Below are 16,949 nucleotides of genomic sequence, written 5' to 3'. Positions count from 1 at the left end.
CGGTCCCTCGTTAATTTCGGACCTGTCTATGCGTTGCGTGGCAGGGCTGCAAGCCTGTCGAAAAGCACTTCGAGACCGGCGGTGTCGAGGTTTGCAAAGGCGATGCGCAACTGGCTTTCGCCGCGCGCGTCTCCCTCGGGCTGGAACATCGTGCCGGGCAGGCAGAGCACGCCTGCGTCGCGCACCAATTGCGGGGCCAGTTCCGCCGAGGAGAGGTTAAAGGGATGTCGCAGATAGGCGAAATAGCCACCCAGCCCAAGCAATTTCCACCCCAGCGGCTCAATCTTGGGCATCAGCGCAGCAATCGCGGCGCGGCGGGCAAGGATTTCTTCGCGTTCATCTGCCAGCCACGGGCCAAGGTTTTGCATCCCCCAGAGCGCGCCGTGCTGGCCGATCTGCGCCGGGCAAATGGCCACGGTATCGAGAAACTTCTCAACTTCCGCCAGCCGCGCCGTGCTGGCGATCAGCGCGCCGACGCGGTGGCCGGTCAGGCGGTAGGCTTTGGAAAAGGAATAGAGGTGGATCAGCGTGTCGTGCCAATCGGGGTCACTGAACAGCGCATGCGGCGCGCCGGGGCGGCTGTGAAAATCGCGGTAGGTCTCGTCGAGGATCAGCGCGATGCCGTGACGGCGGGCGAGGTCAAAGAATTCCTGCACGAGGGCGGCGGGATACTCCACGCCGCCGGGGTTGTTCGGCGTGACCAGCGCGATGGCGCGGGTACGCGGGGTGATGGCGGCTGCGGCCTTGTCGGGGTCGGGCAGCATGTCGGCTTCGACAGGCAGCGGCACGGCGGTGACCCCGCTCATGTCGAGCCACATTTTGTGGTTGAAGTACCAAGGCGTCGGGATGATCACCTCATCGCCTTCGCCGCAGAGCGTGGCAATGGCGGCGGCAAAGGCTTGGTTGCACCCCGAGGTGATACAGACCTGTTCGTCGGTCACCACGCCCGCGTATTTCTCTGCCGTCTGCCGCGCCAGTTCGGCGCGCAGTTCCGGCAAGCCCAGCACGGGGCCATAGAGATGCGCCTCATCGTTGTTCAGCGTGACCTCGGCCATCGCCCGGCGCAGCCCCTCTGGGGGCGGATCGACGGGGGCGGCTTGGCTTACGTTGATCAGCGGACGGTCATCGGTGAATGTCACGCCATCCAGCCAGCGCCGCGCCTCCATCACCGGAGGGAAGAAAGTGGTGGCGGTGCGCGGAAGCGTCATGGGTGTATCCGGTCAGATAGGGGCAGGGCAGGTGGCGCGGGGCCGGTCAGTCCTTGCCGCGGTAGGGCTCGACATATTGCAGGGCCATGTCCCACGGAAAGAAGATCCATGTGTCCTGGCTCACGCCGGTGATGAATGTATCGACCTGCGGCTCGCCTTCGGGCTTGGCATAGACGGTGGCGAAATGGGCGTTGGGATAAAGCTCGCGCACCAGTTCAATGGTCTTGCCACTGTCGACCAGATCATCGACGATTAAAATGCCGGTGCCATCGCCCATCATCTCGGCGTCAGGGGATTTCAGCACCTTGGCCTCGCGGCGCTGGTCGGCGGCGCCGCCGCCCGAGTGGTAGGACATGACCGAGATCGTATCGACAGTGCGGATGTCCAATTCCCGCGCGACGATCATCGCGGGGGCCATGCCGCCGCGGGTGATCGCCACCACGGCACGCCACGCGCCATCGTCGGGACCAAGCCCATCGAGCCGCCACGCCAGCGCACGGCTGTCGCGGTGGATCTGATCCCAGGAGATGTGAAAGCCCTTTTCATGGGGCAGGCGCGACGCGTCCTTGGATTTGGTCATGATGGTCCTTTGCAGCAGCTAGCGCGGGCACCCGCGCAAATTAATTTGGGCGGCTTATTCCTTGGACATGTCGGGCGCGTCAACCGCCTTCATGCCGACAACGTGATAGCCCGCGTCGACATGCAAGTTCTCACCCGTGGTGCCGCTGCCCAGATCCGACAGCAGGAAGAGGGCGGCCTTGCCGACATCCTCGGTCGTGACATTGCGGCGCAGGGGGGAGTTGTACTCGTTCCATTTCATGATGTAGCGGAAATCACCGATGCCGGAGGCCGCCAGCGTCTTAATCGGCCCGGCAGAGATCGCGTTGACGCGGATGCCGTCCTTGCCAAGGTCTTCGGCCAAGTATTTGACCGACGCCTCAAGTGCGGCCTTGGCCACACCCATCACATTATAATGCGGCATCACCTTTTCGGCGCCGTAATAGGTCAGCGTCAGGGCGCTGGCACCGGGCGACATCATCTTTTCCGCGCGCTGCATCACGGCGGTGAAAGAGTATACCGAGATATCCATCGACATGGCGAAGTTGCCGCGGCTGGTGTCGACATAGCGGCCCCGCAGTTCCCCCTTGTCGGAAAAGCCGATGGCGTGAACGATGAAATCAAGCCCGTCCCAGCGTTCTTTCAGCCCATCAAACATCGCGTCGATTGAGGCTTCATCGCCCACGTCGCAGGGCAGAACGATGTCGCTGCCAAGCTGCTCGGCCAAAGGCCCCACACGTTTCTTGAGCGCATCACCTTGGTAGGAAAAGGCAAGTTCCGCCCCTGCATCGGCCAGCGCTTTGGCCACGCCCCATGCGATGGATTTGTCATTCGCCAGACCCATGATGAGCCCGCGCTTGCCCCGCATCAATTCGTTTCCCATTCCGCCGCCTTGTCTATGTTCCGTTTAGGTTGTCTTGGTCTAGGCGATTGCAGCGCGGCCATCAAGACTGCACAGGCGGCTTCACCCCCGTGATTTGCCATAAGATCGGCGGCTAACTGACGGAAATCGGGTAAGGTTGTCCTTTGAGTTGCCCATTGTTAACTATTGCCTTAGCGATTAACTCAGACACCGGCGAAGAACCGGTGACGGGCTCGAACACTCTAAAAGGGGATGCCGAATGGAAACGCGAACTGGTATATTTGCGGGGGATGATCCCTTTGCGATTGCGCAGCGTTGGCTTTCCGAAGCAGAGGCGAGTGAGCCGAATGACCCCAACGCCATCGCGCTGAGCACGGTAGATTCGCAAGGGCTGCCAAACGCCCGCATGGTGCTGTTGAAAGAGATCGAACCGGACGCCTTTGTCTTTTACACCAATTACGAGAGCCAAAAGGCCCAAGAACTGGATGGCGCGGGCAAGGCGGCTTTTGTCATGCATTGGAAATCATTGCGCCGTCAGGTGCGGGTGCGCGGGTTGATCAGCCGCGAAGACGGGCCAAAGGCCGATGACTACTACGCATCGCGCTCGCTCAAGAGCCGTTTGGGGGCTTGGGCCTCGCGCCAATCGCAGCCTCTGTCGGGGCGCGGGGCGTTGATGGCCGAAGTCGCCAAGGTGACCGCACAGCAGGGGGTGAACCCCAAACGTCCGCCGTTCTGGGGCGGCTACCGGATCACCCCGCTGGAAATCGAATTCTGGGCAGATGGCGAATTCCGCTTGCATGACCGTTTTCAATGGCGCCGCGCGGATGCCGCAGCGCCTTGGGCCGTCACACGGCTCAATCCTTGATAGGACGGCACGGATTAGCGATGAAAGATGTGTCTGATACCCAATCGGCAGAAACGCCGGGGCTAAACGATCCCCTTGAGGGCGTGGTCAAATGGTTCGATCCGCTCAAAGGCTTCGGCTTTGTCGTGGCCGATGCGGGCGGGGCCGACATATTATTGCACGTCAATGTCCTGCGCAATTTCGGCCAAAGCTCTGTCGCTGATGGGGCGCGGGTGACGGTGCGGGTGCAGCAGACCGATCGCGGCGCGCAGGCGGTCGAGGTGCTCGCCGTCACGCCCCCCAGTGAGCCGCCCGCCGCCGTGGTCGAATTCGCAGGATTTGATCCCGATCAACTTGCCGCCGCCGAGTTCGAGCCCGCCCGTGTGAAATGGTTCGACAAGGCCAAGGGTTTTGGGTTTGCAAATGTCTTTGGCTGCGCGGAAGATGTGTTTCTGCATATCGATGTACTGCGCCAATCCGGACTTTGTGATTTGCAACCGGGCGAAGCGCTTGCCATGCGGGTGATTGTTGGCGATCGGGGCCATCTGGCGGCGGAGGTAAGTTCATGGGACGCGGTGATAGACGGCTGAAGGTACAACATCTGACAGGGCATATTGCAGGGGCGGCGCTAGCCAGCCTGCTGCTGACCGGTGCGGCGCTGGCCGAGGTCTGTCGCGCCGATAGCGTGAGCCTGCGGGGCGACTGGGGCAAGGCGCGGTTCTCCGTCGAAGTGGCGGATGACACGGCGGAGCGGGCCAAGGGACTGATGCACCGACGCTCTCTGCCGCTGAGTGCGGGGATGCTCTTTATCTATGAAACGCCGCAACCGCTGAGCTTTTGGATGCGCAACACGCTGATCCCGCTCGACCTGCTGTTCATCGACGAGAGAGGCGTGGTGCAGAAAATTCACCACTCCGCCAAACCGCTGGATGAGACACCGATTCTGGGCGGGGATGATCTGCTGTCGGTCTTGGAGATTAATGGCGGTCTGGCGAAACGTCTGGGCATCACCGAAGGCAGCGAAATCCGCCATCCGGCCTTTGCTGGGAACACCCCGGCCTGGCCTTGCTAAAGACTTCGTCGTTTTTCTGAGTTTAAGGTCAATCGGGGCTTTTCAATCGGCGGGCTTATGGCTAAAGAAGCCCCAGTCGGAGCGTGGCGCAGCCTGGTAGCGCACCTGTTTTGGGTACAGGGGGTCGGAGGTTCGAATCCTCTCGCTCCGACCACTTTCTTCCAGCCTTGAGATTATCTCAGTCCTTAGCGATCTAGGGGCTGTATCGGCTGGAATATTTCCATTCTGCACAAGATATAGTGTCTGCCGCCTGTGCTTTGGCAGATTTACGCCAATGCCTGCGAAGACCGTGATGATTCTGTCGCGGTTTTGCATTGAGCTGACGGGCAGGGGCGCTGGACCCCTTCCGCGGCGATATGTGGCCAGCTTCGGCGGGCCTGATGCTCTCTCGGGCGTCTCGGCCTGTGGATGAATTCGACCAATCCCTCAAGCACCGCCCCTAACTCTGCCGGGGCAATGGATTATTTGGAATTCAACGCTGCACCGGGCTTGCGGGTATCTTTGGGGATATCCTGAGGCTGAATCACTTCGCGCGCGGATGGCGCAAATAGGGGCGCATCGGTCAACTGTCTTGCCGGAAATAAAACGTAAAAAAACCGTTGACCGATTAGGTCTATCTACGTCACTTTGTGGGGGTCAAGTAGAGCGCCACAAGATGTTGTGTGTAACGCGTCCGGCGCTTTGGCAGTGGGGACAGAATACAAGCACCAGTGTTTCAATGGGAATCCAGCCGCCCGCGTCAGCAGGTGGCACGGCGAAGCTCTGTCCAACCTGTCAACAAACAGGGGGAGACGGTCTGCTTAGAGCGGGTCGGCTTAGGATTTTAAAAGTTTAGAAAAGGGCAGCGACGATGAAGATTGAACGGAATTTCACCAAAGCCGGGCAGGACGCCTATGCGGATTTGGACTTTGTCACCACGGTGTCAGAGATCCGCAACCCTGACGGTTCGGTGGTGTTCAAGCTCGACAACGTCGAAGTCCCGAAATCCTGGAGCCAGGTCGCAAGCGACGTGATCGCGCAGAAGTATTTCCGCAAAGCGGGCGTGCCAAGCGCCACGCGCCGCGTCAAAGAAAAGGGCGTGCCGGAGTTTCTCTGGCGCTCGGTCCCCGCCGAGGGCGCCGAGATGGGAGGAGAGACCTCTTCCAAGCAGGTCTTTGACCGTCTGGCGGGCGCTTGGGCCTATTGGGGCTGGAAGGGCGGTTATTTCTCGACCGAAGAAGACGCCCGCGCCTATTACGACGAAATGCGCCACATGTTGGCCAGCCAGCGCGCGGCCCCCAATAGCCCGCAATGGTTTAACACCGGGTTGCATTGGGCCTACGGCATCGATGGCCCGGCGCAGGGGCATTACTACGTCGACTTTAAAACCGGGAAACTGACCCGTTCGAAGTCTTCCTATGAGCACCCGCAGCCCCATGCCTGCTTTATCCAGTCGGTTGCCGACGATCTGGTAGGCGACGGCGGTATCATGGACCTCTGGGTCCGAGAAGCGCGGCTTTTCAAATACGGTTCAGGCACGGGCACCAACTTTTCATCGCTCCGCGGAGAGGGCGAGAAGCTGTCGGGCGGCGGTAAGTCGTCGGGTTTGATGGGGTTCCTCAAGATCGGGGACCGCGCCGCTGGCGCCATCAAATCCGGCGGCACCACCCGTCGCGCGGCGAAGATGGTGATCGTCGACGCCGACCACCCCGATATCGAAGATTTCATCAACTGGAAGGTGCTCGAAGAACAAAAGGTGGCGAGCATCGTCGCTGGCTCCAAAATGCATGAGCAGAAGCTGAACCTGTTGTTCGACGCGATCAAGGCATGGGACGGTGCCGAGGCGGATGCCTACGACCCGGCCAAGAACGACCAGCTGAAGGCCGCGATCCGCGAGGCCAAAAAGGTCGCGATCCCCGAGACCTACGTCAAGCGCGTGCTGGATTATGCCAAACAGGGCCACACCGGCATCGAATTCCCGACCTATGACACTGATTGGGACTCTGAAGCGTACAACTCGGTCTCGGGCCAGAACTCCAACAACTCGATCCGGGTCACCAACGCCTTCCTCAAGGCGGTGGAAAAGGACGCCGATTGGGAATTGATCAGCCGCACCGAAAACCGTGTGGTGAAAACCATCCGGGCCCGCGATCTTTGGGATCAGGTCGGCCATGCCGCATGGGCCTGCGCCGATCCGGGGATCCAGTACCACGACACGGTGAACGACTGGCACACTTGCCCCGAAGACGGTGCGATCCGCGGCTCGAACCCCTGTTCGGAATACATGTTCCTTGACGACACGGCCTGCAACTTGGCGTCGATGAACCTGCTGACCTTCCTCAAGGACGGCGTTTTTCAGGTCGAGGATTACATGCATGCCTCGCGTCTGTGGACCGTGACGCTTGAGATCAGTGTGATGATGGCGCAGTTCCCCTCCAAAGAAATCGCGCAGCGGTCTTATGACTTCCGCACGCTGGGGCTTGGCTATGCGAACATCGGCGGGCTGCTGATGAACATGGGCTATTCCTACGACAGTGACGAGGGCCGTGCCCTTGGCGGGGCGTTGACCGCGATCATGACCGGCGTGGCCTATGCAACGTCGGCGGAAATGGCGGGCGAACTGGGGGCCTTTCCGGGCTATGCCAAGAACGCTGAGCATATGCTGCGCGTCATCCGCAACCACCGCACCGCCGCCTATGGCAAGGCGGATGGCTATGAGCAGCTTTCGGTCACGCCAGTCCCGCTGGATCATGGCAATTGCCCACAGGCTGGGTTGGTCGACATCGCCAAATCCTGCTGGGACGAGGCGCTGAAACTGGGTGAGGTGCATGGCTACCGCAACGCCCAGACCTCTGTCATCGCGCCCACCGGCACCATCGGGCTGGTGATGGATTGTGACACCACGGGGATCGAGCCCGACTTCGCGCTGGTGAAGTTCAAGAAACTCGCCGGGGGCGGGTACTTTAAGATCATCAACCAATCCGTGCCCGCAGCGCTTGAAAAACTCGGCTACGGGTCGGCCCAGATTGAAGAGATCGTCAGCTACGCCGTGGGCCATGGCACCATCGGCAACGCGCCTGCGATCAACCATACCACGCTGGCGGGCCACGGCTTTGGCGCGAATGAGTTGGCCAAGGTGGATGCCGCGCTGAAGCAGGCATTTGATATCCGTTTCGTGTTCAACCAATGGACGCTGGGCGAGGCGTTCTGCACGCAGGTGCTGGGCATCCCGACCGAGAAACTGAACGACCCGACCTTCGATCTGCTCCGCTCCCTCGGTTTCAGCAAGGCGGATATCGAAGCGGCCAATGACCACGTCTGCGGCACCATGACGCTGGAAGGCGCGCCGCACCTCAAGGCCGAGCATTACGGCATCTTCGATTGTGCCAACCCCTGCGGCAAGAAGGGCAAACGCTATCTGTCGGTCAACAGCCACATCCATATGATGGCGGCGGCTCAGAGCTTCATCTCGGGGGCGATCTCCAAGACGATCAACATGCCGAATGACGCCACCATCGAGGACTGCCAAAAGGCCTATGAGCTAAGCTGGTCCTTGGGGATCAAAGCCAATGCGCTTTACCGCGACGGTTCAAAGCTGAGCCAGCCGCTGGCGGCCGCGCTGGTCGAAGACGACGACGACGCCGCCGAAACGCTGGAAAGCGGCAACGCGCATGAGAAAGCTGCCGTGTTGGCCGAGAAGATCGTCGAAAAGGTGATCGTCAAAGAGATCATCAAATCGCACCGCGAGAAGATGCCGCAGCGCCGCAAGGGCTATACCCAGAAGGCGAATGTCGGCGGGCATAAGGTCTATCTGCGCACCGGCGAATACGAAGATGGCAAGCTGGGTGAAATCTTCATCGACATGCACAAGGAAGGCGCGGGTTTCCGGGCGATGATGAACAACTTCGCCATCGCGGTTTCCGTGGGCCTGCAATACGGCGTGCCGCTGGAGGAGTTCGTCGATGCTTTCACCTTCACCAAATTCGAGCCCGCGGGCATGGTGCAGGGCAACGACAGCATCAAACAGGCGACTTCGATCCTTGACTATGTGTTCCGCGAACTCGCCGTGTCCTACCTCGACCGGACCGATCTGGCGCATGTGAAGCCTGAAGGCGCGACCTTTGACGATCTGGGTCGAGGTGAGGAAGAGAACCTTGGCAATGTGAGCGAGCTGAGTGAGAACGCGGCGAATAAATCGCTTGAGGTGCTCAAGCAAATCAGCTCGTCCGGGTATCTGCGCAACCGCCTGCCGCAAGATCTTGTGGTGCTGCAAGGCGGGCAGAGCGCGGACGCAGATGCGGGCCTGCAGGGCCTCACGCCACAGATCAGCGGCAGCGGTGACATAGCCTTGGCGGTGAAATCCTCCACTGCTGTCAGTTCCGGCGGGGTCAGCCTTGATGCGCGGGCCAAGGCCAAGATGCAGGGCTACGAAGGCGAAGCCTGCGGCGAATGCGGCAACTACACGCTGGTTCGCAATGGCACCTGCATGAAGTGCAACACCTGCGGCGGCACGAGCGGCTGTAGCTAAACGGGGTTGTGGCGCTTATTTGCGAGGGTTTTGAAGCCCGAGGGCGCCTAAGTGCTCGCAATTTAAAAAGTCAAAGCTTCAGGTCCATTGGGTCTGGAGCTTTATTTATGTCGGGGTGCTGTACCCACTGGTTCAGACGTTTTGCGCTTTCCGATGTCGAAGATACGAAATCACGTGGCGGTCTCACTGATCGCGGTCTGCAGACGCGCTGCGCGACGCCGAAAACACCCTCTGTGAACCAGACTTCCGCTTGTTCTTGGGGGCACCGGTTCGATGCGCCCCCGCCCGAATAGCGAAGACGCAGGCTGCCACCACGCAAGAGCCCAGCCGCTTTCACCGCCCATCCAGCCTCAGTCATGAAATCTTTCACTGCCCGCGCCCGGGCGCAAACGCCGCTCCCCAAGTGGTGTAGCTTCACAACAGGGCGCTATACTTGACTATTTTAATAGGATTAATATCTTTACTTACTAAAATACTCAGATTAAGCGGTGACCCATTCAAATAGCCAGCCGTTGGAAGCGCGGTCAGCAAGAAAAAATCTTCTCCGCGAGGGACTTATGCGCCGTACCAACGACACCCAAAACTGCACAGACAAAATTCACCGGCATTCTCAGCTGGTGTTCGGGGGCTTCGGAGCCTCCTTGGCCATGGCCTGCATGGCCACACCCGGCGCCGCGCAGGACAGTGATCTGATCATCCTGCCGACAGTCGAGGTCGAGACGACCGAAGAACCGACCCCTCAGCCGGCGGTGAAGCCTGCGCCGCGCGCCACCCAGCCAGCGCCACGCCGCGCGGCCCAGCCGCGTGCCGCGGAACCCACGGTCTGCACAGCTGCATTGGCGGGCACCCCCGTCTGCGCCGCCGAAGAGGCCGCAGAGCGTCAAGCGCAGGAACTGGCCGATGCGCAGGCCCGCGCGGCCGCAAAAGCGGCGGCAGGTGGCAGCTCTTACGTTGATCAAGACGCCCCATTCAAAGCCAATACGCTTGCCAACAGTCGGATGCCCGGCCCGCTGAAAGACAATCCGCGCACGGTGACAGCGATCACCCAAGAGGTCTTGGAAACCACCGGCACAACCAGCGTGCGTGAGTTGGCGCGGTCGACACCGGGCATTTCGCTTGGCTTCGGCGAGGGCGGGAACTCCTTTGGGGACAACATCTATATCCGCGGGTTCAAAGCCAATAACGACACCTATACCGATGGCATCCGCAGCCCCGGCACCGGTGTCGCCGAGACGTTCAGCACCGAGCAGGTCGAAGTCACCAAGGGCCCGGCGGGCACAGTCGGCGGGCGCGGGACCACGGGCGGCGCGATCGATGTGATCTCCAAAAGCCCGCAGGATGTTGATTTCACCAAAACGGTGACCACTGTCACCGACGCGACCACCCTGCGCCAGACCATCGACACCAACAAGGTCATCAACGACCGTCTGCAACTGCGTTTCAACGGAATGCTGCAAGATGGCGAAGTGGCCGGACGCGATGAGATCACCGATGACCGCCGGGGTGCTGCACTGGCGCTGAAATTCGCGGCGACCGATGCGCTGACCTTGGAAGGCAACCTGAGCCACACCAAGATCGAGCAGACGCCCGATTGGGGGGTGCCCTACGTCAATAACGAAGACCTGGGCCTGGTCGGTCCGGTCACGGAATACGGCATCGACCGGGATACTTTTTACGGGGTGCCGGGCCGCGATTTCCAGACTGTCGAAGAGACGGTGGCCACGGCCAAGGCAACCTATGCCTTTGACAACGGCATGACGCTGACCAACACATTCCGTGCGGCAAGGTCGACCAACGACTATGTTTTGACAGCACCAAGCAGCCTGATCGACAATGATTCCACCAATCCCGAGGATTGGGAAGTCGGGCTCAGCTTCAAAAGCTGGAACCAGCAAACCGATGTGCTTGCCAACGTTCTGGAACTGAGCGGGGCCGCCCAATTCGCCGGCGCGTCGCATTCTTATGTGCTTGGTCTTGCCACCTCGCGCGAAGAGATTGAGAAGTTGAGCTACTCGAACCTCTCCAGCGAGGATTATGAGCCACCGGCTGGCCAACGCGGCTGCACCGTCAGCGCCGTCAATCCCGATCCCATCGGGGAAGGCTGCTGGAGCGGCGAAGAACCCGTATTGGGAACGGACCTTACGGAAACGACTGTCAAGACCACCTCCCTCTATGCGCTGGATACCGTGACCCTGTCGAACCGCCTGAAGGTCAACGGCGGGCTGCGGGTGGACATGTATGACATCTCTCGTAGTGGCGGCACCGGCGAGGATGCCTATGAGCTGTCGCGCGATGATGTCATGCTGAACTGGAACTTGGGGGCGACCTATGCCTTCACCGACCGTCTGAACATCTATGCAGCGGCGGCTACTTCGACCAACCCTGCGGGGCAGGAACTGGAAGCGGGCGGCGGTTTTTACGGCGGGCTGGATGATAACGGGTCAGGGCTTGCACCCGAAGAGAATACTTCGCTGGAAATCGGTGCGAAATACAGCTTCACGCCGAACCTTCTGTTCACCGCGGCGCTCTATCAAACCACTAAGGACCAAGCGCGTGAGGATATTGGGCCACGCGGTGCGACCGTCACCTCCGACACGCTGAAGTACCGCATGCGGGGTCTTGAACTCGGCGTTGCGGGCAAGGTGACCGAACGGCTGAGCCTTTTCGGCGGCGCCAACTTCACGGACAGCAAGGTCTTGCGCAGTGCCGACAGCGACAACATCGGTCTGTCGGTGGCAAATGTCGCACATGAGCAGTTGAACTTGTTGGCCACCTATCAGGTGACGGATCGTTTGATGCTGGGCGGGCGTGTGAACTATCAAGGTGCGATTGATCTGGGCAGCGTGGCCGCCAATGGCCGGTCCATTCCCGACGCATTTACCTTTGACTTGCTGGGTGAATACGAAGTCGCCGACAACACCATGTTGAAGATGGCCGTCACCAATGTCGCGGATGAAACGGTCTATGACGCTGCCTACCGTTCGGGCACGCCATTCACCTATGTCGCGCCGGGCCGTGAAGTTTCCTTCTCTCTGGAAATGAAGTTCTAAACCGCAGCCATCAAGGCGGGCAGCCCTTCTGGGGTTGCCCGCTGACAGCAAGAGGTATGATATGCTGATCACGATCCCTTCGATCCTGAGCAAAGACGACGTCAAACAGGTCCGCGCGCATCTTGATGCAGCAGATTGGGAGGACGGGGCCAAAACCGCAGGCGCGCAATCACGGGAGGTCAAACGCAATCAACAATTGCCGTCAACCTCGGACACGGCGCAGACATTGGGCAAGTTCATCTTGCAAAAGCTGACCAGTGATCCGCTGTTTCTGTCTGCCGCGCTGCCCGCAAAAATCCTGCCGCCGATGTTCAACAAATACGCGCAGGCCGAAACCTTTGGGGCGCATATCGACAATGCCATTCGGGTCAACCCGCTGACACAGGAACGGCTGCGCACCGATCTGTCGATGACGCTATTTCTCAGCGAGCCAGAAGACTACGACGGCGGCGAATTGGTGATCGAGGATCACTATGGCCGCCAGACCGTGAAACTGCCTGCGGGGGATATGATCCTCTATCCGGCCACCAGCCTGCATGAGGTCACCCCCGTGACCCGAGGGGTGCGTGTGTCGTCGTTTTTCTGGCTGCAAAGCATGATCCGCTCTGACGCGAACCGCCGCATCCTGTTCGATCTGGATCAATCCATTCAGGCGCTCAGCGACAGCATCGGGGCAAATGATTCAGAAACGGTGCGTCTGACTGGCATCTATCACAACCTTATTCGCACATGGGCCGAGACTTAAACGATGAAGCTTTCTCTGGTTTTTCCCGCTGCTGCCCTTTGTATCGCCGCAGCCCCCGCCGCCGCTTTCGATCTTGAGACGGTGACCACGCTCCTTGAGCAGGCCGAGCATGACGAGATGTCGCCCCTTGGCATGTTCATGGCGGCCGATTGGGTTGTCAAAGGCGTCATGCTGTCGCTGCTCTTTGCCTCAGCTCTGGTCTGGGTGATCTTTGTCGCACGGGTGATGATCCAGCGATGGGAACGCGGCGTGCTGCGCCGCCGGTATCGCGATCTGGACAAGGCAGGCTCGCTGGTTGCGGCGCGTGCGCGTTTCGCCAAACGCAAAGGCGTCATGGGGCAGATGGTGCGCGCAGCCGAGCGTGAGCGCGCAGCCTCGGGCGCCAGTGCCGGGATGAAGTCCGGGATCAAAGCTGGGATCAAGGAACGCGCGGGGTCGGAAATCGCGCGGATTGAGGCCGGGGCCGCCCGGCGCATGGGGCTGGGGGCAGGGGTCTTGGCCAATGTTGGCTCGGTTGCACCCTTTGTTGGGCTGTTCGGCACCGTTTGGGGGATCATGAACAGCTTCATCTCGATCTCGGAAAGCAACACCACCAATCTGGCCATCGTGGCGCCGGGCATTGCCGAGGCGTTGTTGGCCACGGCCATCGGCCTTGTCGCGGCGATCCCTGCGGTGATTTTCTACAACATCCTCGCGCGGGGCTTGGGGGGCTATAAGGTGATGCTGGCCGATGCGGGCGCGCTGGTCGAGCGGACCTTGTCGCGCGATCTGGACCTTGCCGATGATGAGATGGCAGGGGCACGACCCGCCTACCATCTGGGGTCCGTTTCAGCCCCGGCGGCGGAGTAGGCGGCGTGGGTGCGCGGCTGCGCGGTGACGACGATGGCGATCTCAGCGAAAACAGCGAGATCAACGTCACCCCCTTTATCGATGTCATGTTGGTTCTGCTGATCATCTTCATGATCGCGGCCCCGCTGTCGACGGTCGACATCCCGGTGGAACTGCCCGTAGCGGTCGCCGAAGCCCCGGAGCGCCCCGCCGAGCCGGTTTTCATCACCATCACTGAAGACCTCGCCCTTTCAGTGGGCGAGACGGCCACGACGCACGACAGGCTTTATATCGACGTCGGCATCGCTACCTTGCAAAAACGCGACACGCGGATCTTCATCCGCGCAGATAAATCGGTGCCCTATGGTGAATTCATGCGGGTGATGAACATCCTGCGCGCAGACGGGTTTCTGAAAGTCGGGCTGGTCGGACTGGATGAAAATGTAGAAGAGGCAGCCACACCACAGCCGGAGGCGGCGCAGTGAGCCTGACCTACGCCTCGCGCAGCGTCAGGCCCGTTTTCTGGGGCGTCGCGATCGCCCTAAGCGGTGCGCTGCATGCAGGGCTTCCCGTCTTGCTGCTGGATCAGCCCCCCGCCGCAGAACCCGCCGAGCCCAAGACAGAGGGGATCACCGGCGCGGTGATGTTCGATCTGTCGGATATCATCGCGGCCCCCTCGGCCTTGCAAGAAGACAGCGTGGCGCAAATCGAGGCCCAGGATGCGCCGACGGTAACCGAAAGTCCTGAAGTCTTGGAGGCCGCCAAGGCCGCCGAACAGCCAATTTTAAGTCAGATACCCTATGACGTTGAGGACGAGAGCTTGAAATTCGGCGTGGCCGCCCCCGAGCCCGAAGCCGAGACGGAGGAGGTGGCCGAAGAGATCGCCGCCGAGCAGGACCCCGAGCAAATCGACGCGGAAAGCCAGATCGGCGCCGAAGCGCGGCAGGCTTCTGAGCAGTCTGTCGCCGGGGTTGAGGCAGACACCGAAACGGAAACCGCCAAGGCTGAAAGTGAAGGGCTGACCGCCGAACAGACGGAAGAGATCCGCGACTGGCAGAAAAGCATCGTGTTGTTGATCAGCGGTGGCAAAACCTATCCGGCCAAGGCGCGCAGCGACCGGATCGAAGGCGAGGTACAGGTGCGTTTTACGCTGGACCGCTACGGCGCGCTGATCGCGGCTGAGGTGGCGCAATCCTCGGGTTCAGAAATCCTCGACATGGCTGCCGTGCAGACGGTCAAGACGCTGGAAAAGATGCCCACGCCGCCCAGCTATCTGAAAGGCGACGAATTCACGCTGATCATCCCGCTGCGTTATAGTTTCAGGTGAACTATATCGCGTTCTATGTCTTGCACCGCCGCGCAGCCGCTTAGCAACATAGCGATTTCCAACTCGTCACGCAGCAAGCGCAACACATGGCTGACGCCCAGATCGCCAGCCACCGCCAATCCGCAGGCGATGGGCCGCCCGATCAAAACGGCCTTTGCCCCGAGGGCCAGCGCGATCAGGATGTCGACCCCGCGCCGGATGCCTCCGTCCATCAACACTGGGTAATCCGGTCCGACCTTGGCAACTATGGCGGGCAGGGCGCTTAGCGTTGAGGGCGCCCGGTCCAGCACCCGGCCACCATGGTTTGACACGATGACGCCCGCCGCGCCGATCCTCTGCGCCTGCGCTGCATCCTCTGGATGCAGGATGCCTTTCAGCAGCAGCGGAGCCTCTACCGTCTCGATCAGCCGAGCGATATCAGCCCATGTGGGCAGGGTCTCGGCGATGTGGTCAAAGATGATCGACTGCGCGTCTTCACGCGGCGTGAAGGCAGGCGGCGTGAACCGCGCGAGATTGACCGCGCTGACATCGGGCGGCAGCTGAAACTGCGCCTCGATTTCGCGGTCCCGCACCCCTTGGACGGGCGCATCAATGGTCAGGATCAATCTGGTGAAACCCGCGTCCAGTGCCATCTGCGCAAGCGCTTGCGTGGCCTCTCTGCTCCCCAGCCAGTGCAGCTGAAACCAGTCACTGCCGGGGCCGCTGCTGCGCACCCTGTCGAGCGGTTCGCTGCTCTGCGCGCTCAGCACCATCTTGATCGACTGGGCCTCGGCCGCGCGGGCGGTTGCGCTCTCGCCTGCGTCATGCAGCAGTTGGTGATAGGCAAAGGGCGCAATCAGAAAGGGCGCAACAAGCTTTTGTCCCAGCAGCGACACCTCTGTCGACCCGCCCCGCAGATCGCGCAACATCCGTGGCGTGACCTCAGCCTGCTGAAAAGCGGTTTCATTGGCTGTAGCGGTCTGCCCATCCCCGGCACCGGCCAAGAAATATGCGCGGTTGCGCGGGCTCATCCCTGCGCGTGCACGGCTGTAATAATCGTTCAATGTGCAGGGCAATTGGTCTGGATCAGGCGCTGTAAAACTCAATGTTCCGGCTCCATGCAACGCCCGACCCTGTAAGCCGCCAAAGCCTAAGCTTCGGCGGACAGGCGCTATTTACCGCAATTGGATGCTGGGTAAAACCCAATGCTGGCCTGATCGGCTCAGAGGATGAAAATTCCCAACATCGGTTTTGTCATGAACCTGCGCCGCCGCGCGCCCCGCCCGCGCTGTACCATTTCGCTCAAACCGCCTCACGCCGCTGCGCATCCCTTACCAAAGCTGATGGGGTGGATGGCTCCTGCGTCAACCGGCGTCGCAATGCGCCATAGTGCAGTTGTCAAAATCTGCTTATGAGAGGAGCCACCCCATGCAAGTTACCACAATCGGCGTTGATCTGGCCAAGAACGTTTTCCAGGTCCATGGGATCACCGCGAGCGAAGAAGTCGTGTTCAACAAGCCGCTGCGACGAACGCAATTTCTGCCGTTCTTTGCAAAACTGGATCCGTGCCTGATTGGCATGGAGTCGTGCAGCAGTGCGCATCATTGGGCCCGTGAACTGACAGCTCTTGGTCACGAGGTTCGGCTGATTCCGCCGATGTATGTGAAGCCATATGTCAAACGCGGTAAGTCTGATGCCATTGACGCCGAAGCAATTTGCGAGGCAGTGACCCGACCCACCATGCGGTTTGTTGCGACCAAAACAGTCGAGCAGCAATCCCTGTTGTCGCTACATCGGGCGCGTGACCTTTTGGTGCGCCAAAGAACGCAACTCATCAACAATCTGCGTGGTCTGGTCGCGGAGTTCGGCATCTTCATTCCTAAAGGGCTGGCCCGTGTGATTGGATTTGCTGAGGACATCACTCTTGGTGAAGTGCTCGACTTGCCAGACATCGCCAACGAGGTGATCC

14 protein-coding genes and 1 tRNA gene are annotated in these 16,949 nt (G+C 60.5%); 11 read left to right on the top strand and 4 right to left on the bottom strand.

The genetic code is table 11. The features are described 5' to 3' along the window. Positions 1-26: 26 nt before the first annotated feature. From A3722_RS09045 to fabI, 3 genes are read right to left on the bottom strand one after another with little or no spacing between them, the layout of a single operon-like run. On the bottom strand, positions 27-1,208 hold the full coding sequence (locus A3722_RS09045; protein ID WP_082849425.1) for an aminotransferase: 1,182 nt from the start codon (positions 1,206-1,208) through the stop codon (positions 27-29). A gap of 46 nt (positions 1,209-1,254) precedes the next feature. Further along, positions 1,255-1,788 carry a xanthine phosphoribosyltransferase gene (gene gpt / locus A3722_RS09040; protein ID WP_067629419.1) on the bottom strand — a complete coding sequence of 178 codons (534 nt, stop codon included), beginning with the start codon at positions 1,786-1,788 and terminating at the stop codon, positions 1,255-1,257. Positions 1,789-1,842: 54 nt separating this feature from the next. Then, positions 1,843-2,649 (bottom strand): enoyl-ACP reductase FabI, encoded by an 807-nt coding sequence (fabI, locus tag A3722_RS09035; protein ID WP_067629420.1) that lies wholly within the window; start codon positions 2,647-2,649, stop codon positions 1,843-1,845. 238 nt (positions 2,650-2,887) lie between these two features. Between fabI and pdxH the strand changes: the two genes are divergently transcribed. From pdxH to A3722_RS08985, 10 genes are all read left to right on the top strand, one after another. Beyond that, positions 2,888-3,493, top strand: a complete 606-nt coding sequence (pdxH, locus tag A3722_RS09030; protein WP_067629421.1) for a pyridoxamine 5'-phosphate oxidase — start codon at positions 2,888-2,890, stop codon at positions 3,491-3,493. A gap of 20 nt (positions 3,494-3,513) precedes the next feature. Further along, the gene (locus tag A3722_RS09025) at positions 3,514-4,062 is read left to right on the top strand and encodes a cold shock domain-containing protein (RefSeq protein ID WP_201721993.1); all 549 of its coding nucleotides are present in this window, start codon (positions 3,514-3,516) and stop codon (positions 4,060-4,062) included. Next, positions 4,038-4,544, top strand: coding sequence for a DUF192 domain-containing protein (locus tag A3722_RS09020; RefSeq protein ID WP_082849424.1), 507 nt, complete (start codon positions 4,038-4,040; stop codon positions 4,542-4,544). The genes A3722_RS09025 and A3722_RS09020 overlap by 25 nt, the downstream gene beginning before the upstream one ends. 77 nt (positions 4,545-4,621) lie before the next feature. Then, positions 4,622-4,698: transfer RNA gene (locus tag A3722_RS09015), tRNA-Pro, on the top strand. A 696-nt stretch (positions 4,699-5,394) separates the two neighbouring features. Continuing rightward, positions 5,395-9,051 (top strand): vitamin B12-dependent ribonucleotide reductase, encoded by a 3,657-nt coding sequence (locus A3722_RS09010; protein ID WP_067629422.1) that lies wholly within the window; start codon positions 5,395-5,397, stop codon positions 9,049-9,051. A 656-nt stretch (positions 9,052-9,707) separates the two neighbouring features. Beyond that, a complete protein-coding gene (locus A3722_RS09005; RefSeq protein ID WP_236627376.1) occupies positions 9,708-12,101 on the top strand; it encodes a TonB-dependent receptor in 2,394 nt (797 codons plus the stop codon). A 61-nt stretch (positions 12,102-12,162) separates the two neighbouring features. After that, positions 12,163-12,846: a Fe2+-dependent dioxygenase gene (locus tag A3722_RS09000; protein WP_067629423.1), complete on the top strand. Its 684-nt coding sequence runs from the start codon at positions 12,163-12,165 to the stop codon at positions 12,844-12,846. Positions 12,847-12,849: 3 nt separating this feature from the next. Then, on the top strand, positions 12,850-13,695 hold the full coding sequence (gene exbB, locus A3722_RS08995; protein WP_067916074.1) for a tonB-system energizer ExbB: 846 nt from the start codon (positions 12,850-12,852) through the stop codon (positions 13,693-13,695). 5 nt (positions 13,696-13,700) lie between these two features. Continuing rightward, positions 13,701-14,159 carry a TonB system transport protein ExbD gene (gene exbD / locus A3722_RS08990; RefSeq protein ID WP_067626946.1) on the top strand — a complete coding sequence of 153 codons (459 nt, stop codon included), beginning with the start codon at positions 13,701-13,703 and terminating at the stop codon, positions 14,157-14,159. Next, positions 14,156-15,001: an energy transducer TonB gene (locus A3722_RS08985; RefSeq protein WP_067626948.1), complete on the top strand. Its 846-nt coding sequence runs from the start codon at positions 14,156-14,158 to the stop codon at positions 14,999-15,001. The genes exbD and A3722_RS08985 overlap by 4 nt, the downstream gene beginning before the upstream one ends. On the opposite strand, the gene A3722_RS08980 is transcribed toward A3722_RS08985, so the two are convergent. Then, positions 14,986-16,086 carry an alpha-hydroxy acid oxidase gene (locus A3722_RS08980; protein ID WP_067626950.1) on the bottom strand — a complete coding sequence of 367 codons (1,101 nt, stop codon included), beginning with the start codon at positions 16,084-16,086 and terminating at the stop codon, positions 14,986-14,988. The genes A3722_RS08985 and A3722_RS08980 overlap by 16 nt on opposite strands. Positions 16,087-16,408: 322 nt before the next feature. Here A3722_RS08980 and A3722_RS08975 point away from each other — a divergent pair. Further along, the coding region (locus A3722_RS08975) for an IS110 family transposase (RefSeq protein WP_150120463.1) at positions 16,409-16,949 on the top strand (541 nt) is incomplete at its 3' end.

This window comes from Sulfitobacter sp. HI0027 (assembly GCF_001634775.1).
GTDB lineage: Bacteria > Pseudomonadota > Alphaproteobacteria > Rhodobacterales > Rhodobacteraceae > Sulfitobacter.
This window is presented reverse-complemented; position numbering and strand designations above follow the sequence as displayed.

What these genes read in the sequence shown, in the direction of transcription:
- A3722_RS09000 (WP_067629423.1), top strand. Translation starts at nt 12,163, where the DNA reads ATGCTGATCACGATCCCTTCGATCCTGAGCAAAGACGACGTCAAACAG.
- A3722_RS09020 (WP_082849424.1), top strand. Translation starts at nt 4,038, where the DNA reads ATGGGACGCGGTGATAGACGGCTGAAGGTACAACATCTGACAGGGCAT.
- A3722_RS09025 (WP_201721993.1), top strand. Translation starts at nt 3,514, where the DNA reads ATGAAAGATGTGTCTGATACCCAATCGGCAGAAACGCCGGGGCTAAAC.
- pdxH (WP_067629421.1), top strand. Translation starts at nt 2,888, where the DNA reads ATGGAAACGCGAACTGGTATATTTGCGGGGGATGATCCCTTTGCGATT.
- gpt (WP_067629419.1), bottom strand. Translation starts at nt 1,788, where the DNA reads ATGACCAAATCCAAGGACGCGTCGCGCCTGCCCCATGAAAAGGGCTTT.
- exbB (WP_067916074.1), top strand. Translation starts at nt 12,850, where the DNA reads ATGAAGCTTTCTCTGGTTTTTCCCGCTGCTGCCCTTTGTATCGCCGCA.
- fabI (WP_067629420.1), bottom strand. Translation starts at nt 2,649, where the DNA reads ATGGGAAACGAATTGATGCGGGGCAAGCGCGGGCTCATCATGGGTCTG.
- A3722_RS09010 (WP_067629422.1), top strand. Translation starts at nt 5,395, where the DNA reads ATGAAGATTGAACGGAATTTCACCAAAGCCGGGCAGGACGCCTATGCG.
- A3722_RS09045 (WP_082849425.1), bottom strand. Translation starts at nt 1,208, where the DNA reads ATGACGCTTCCGCGCACCGCCACCACTTTCTTCCCTCCGGTGATGGAG.
- A3722_RS09005 (WP_236627376.1), top strand. Translation starts at nt 9,708, where the DNA reads ATGGCCACACCCGGCGCCGCGCAGGACAGTGATCTGATCATCCTGCCG.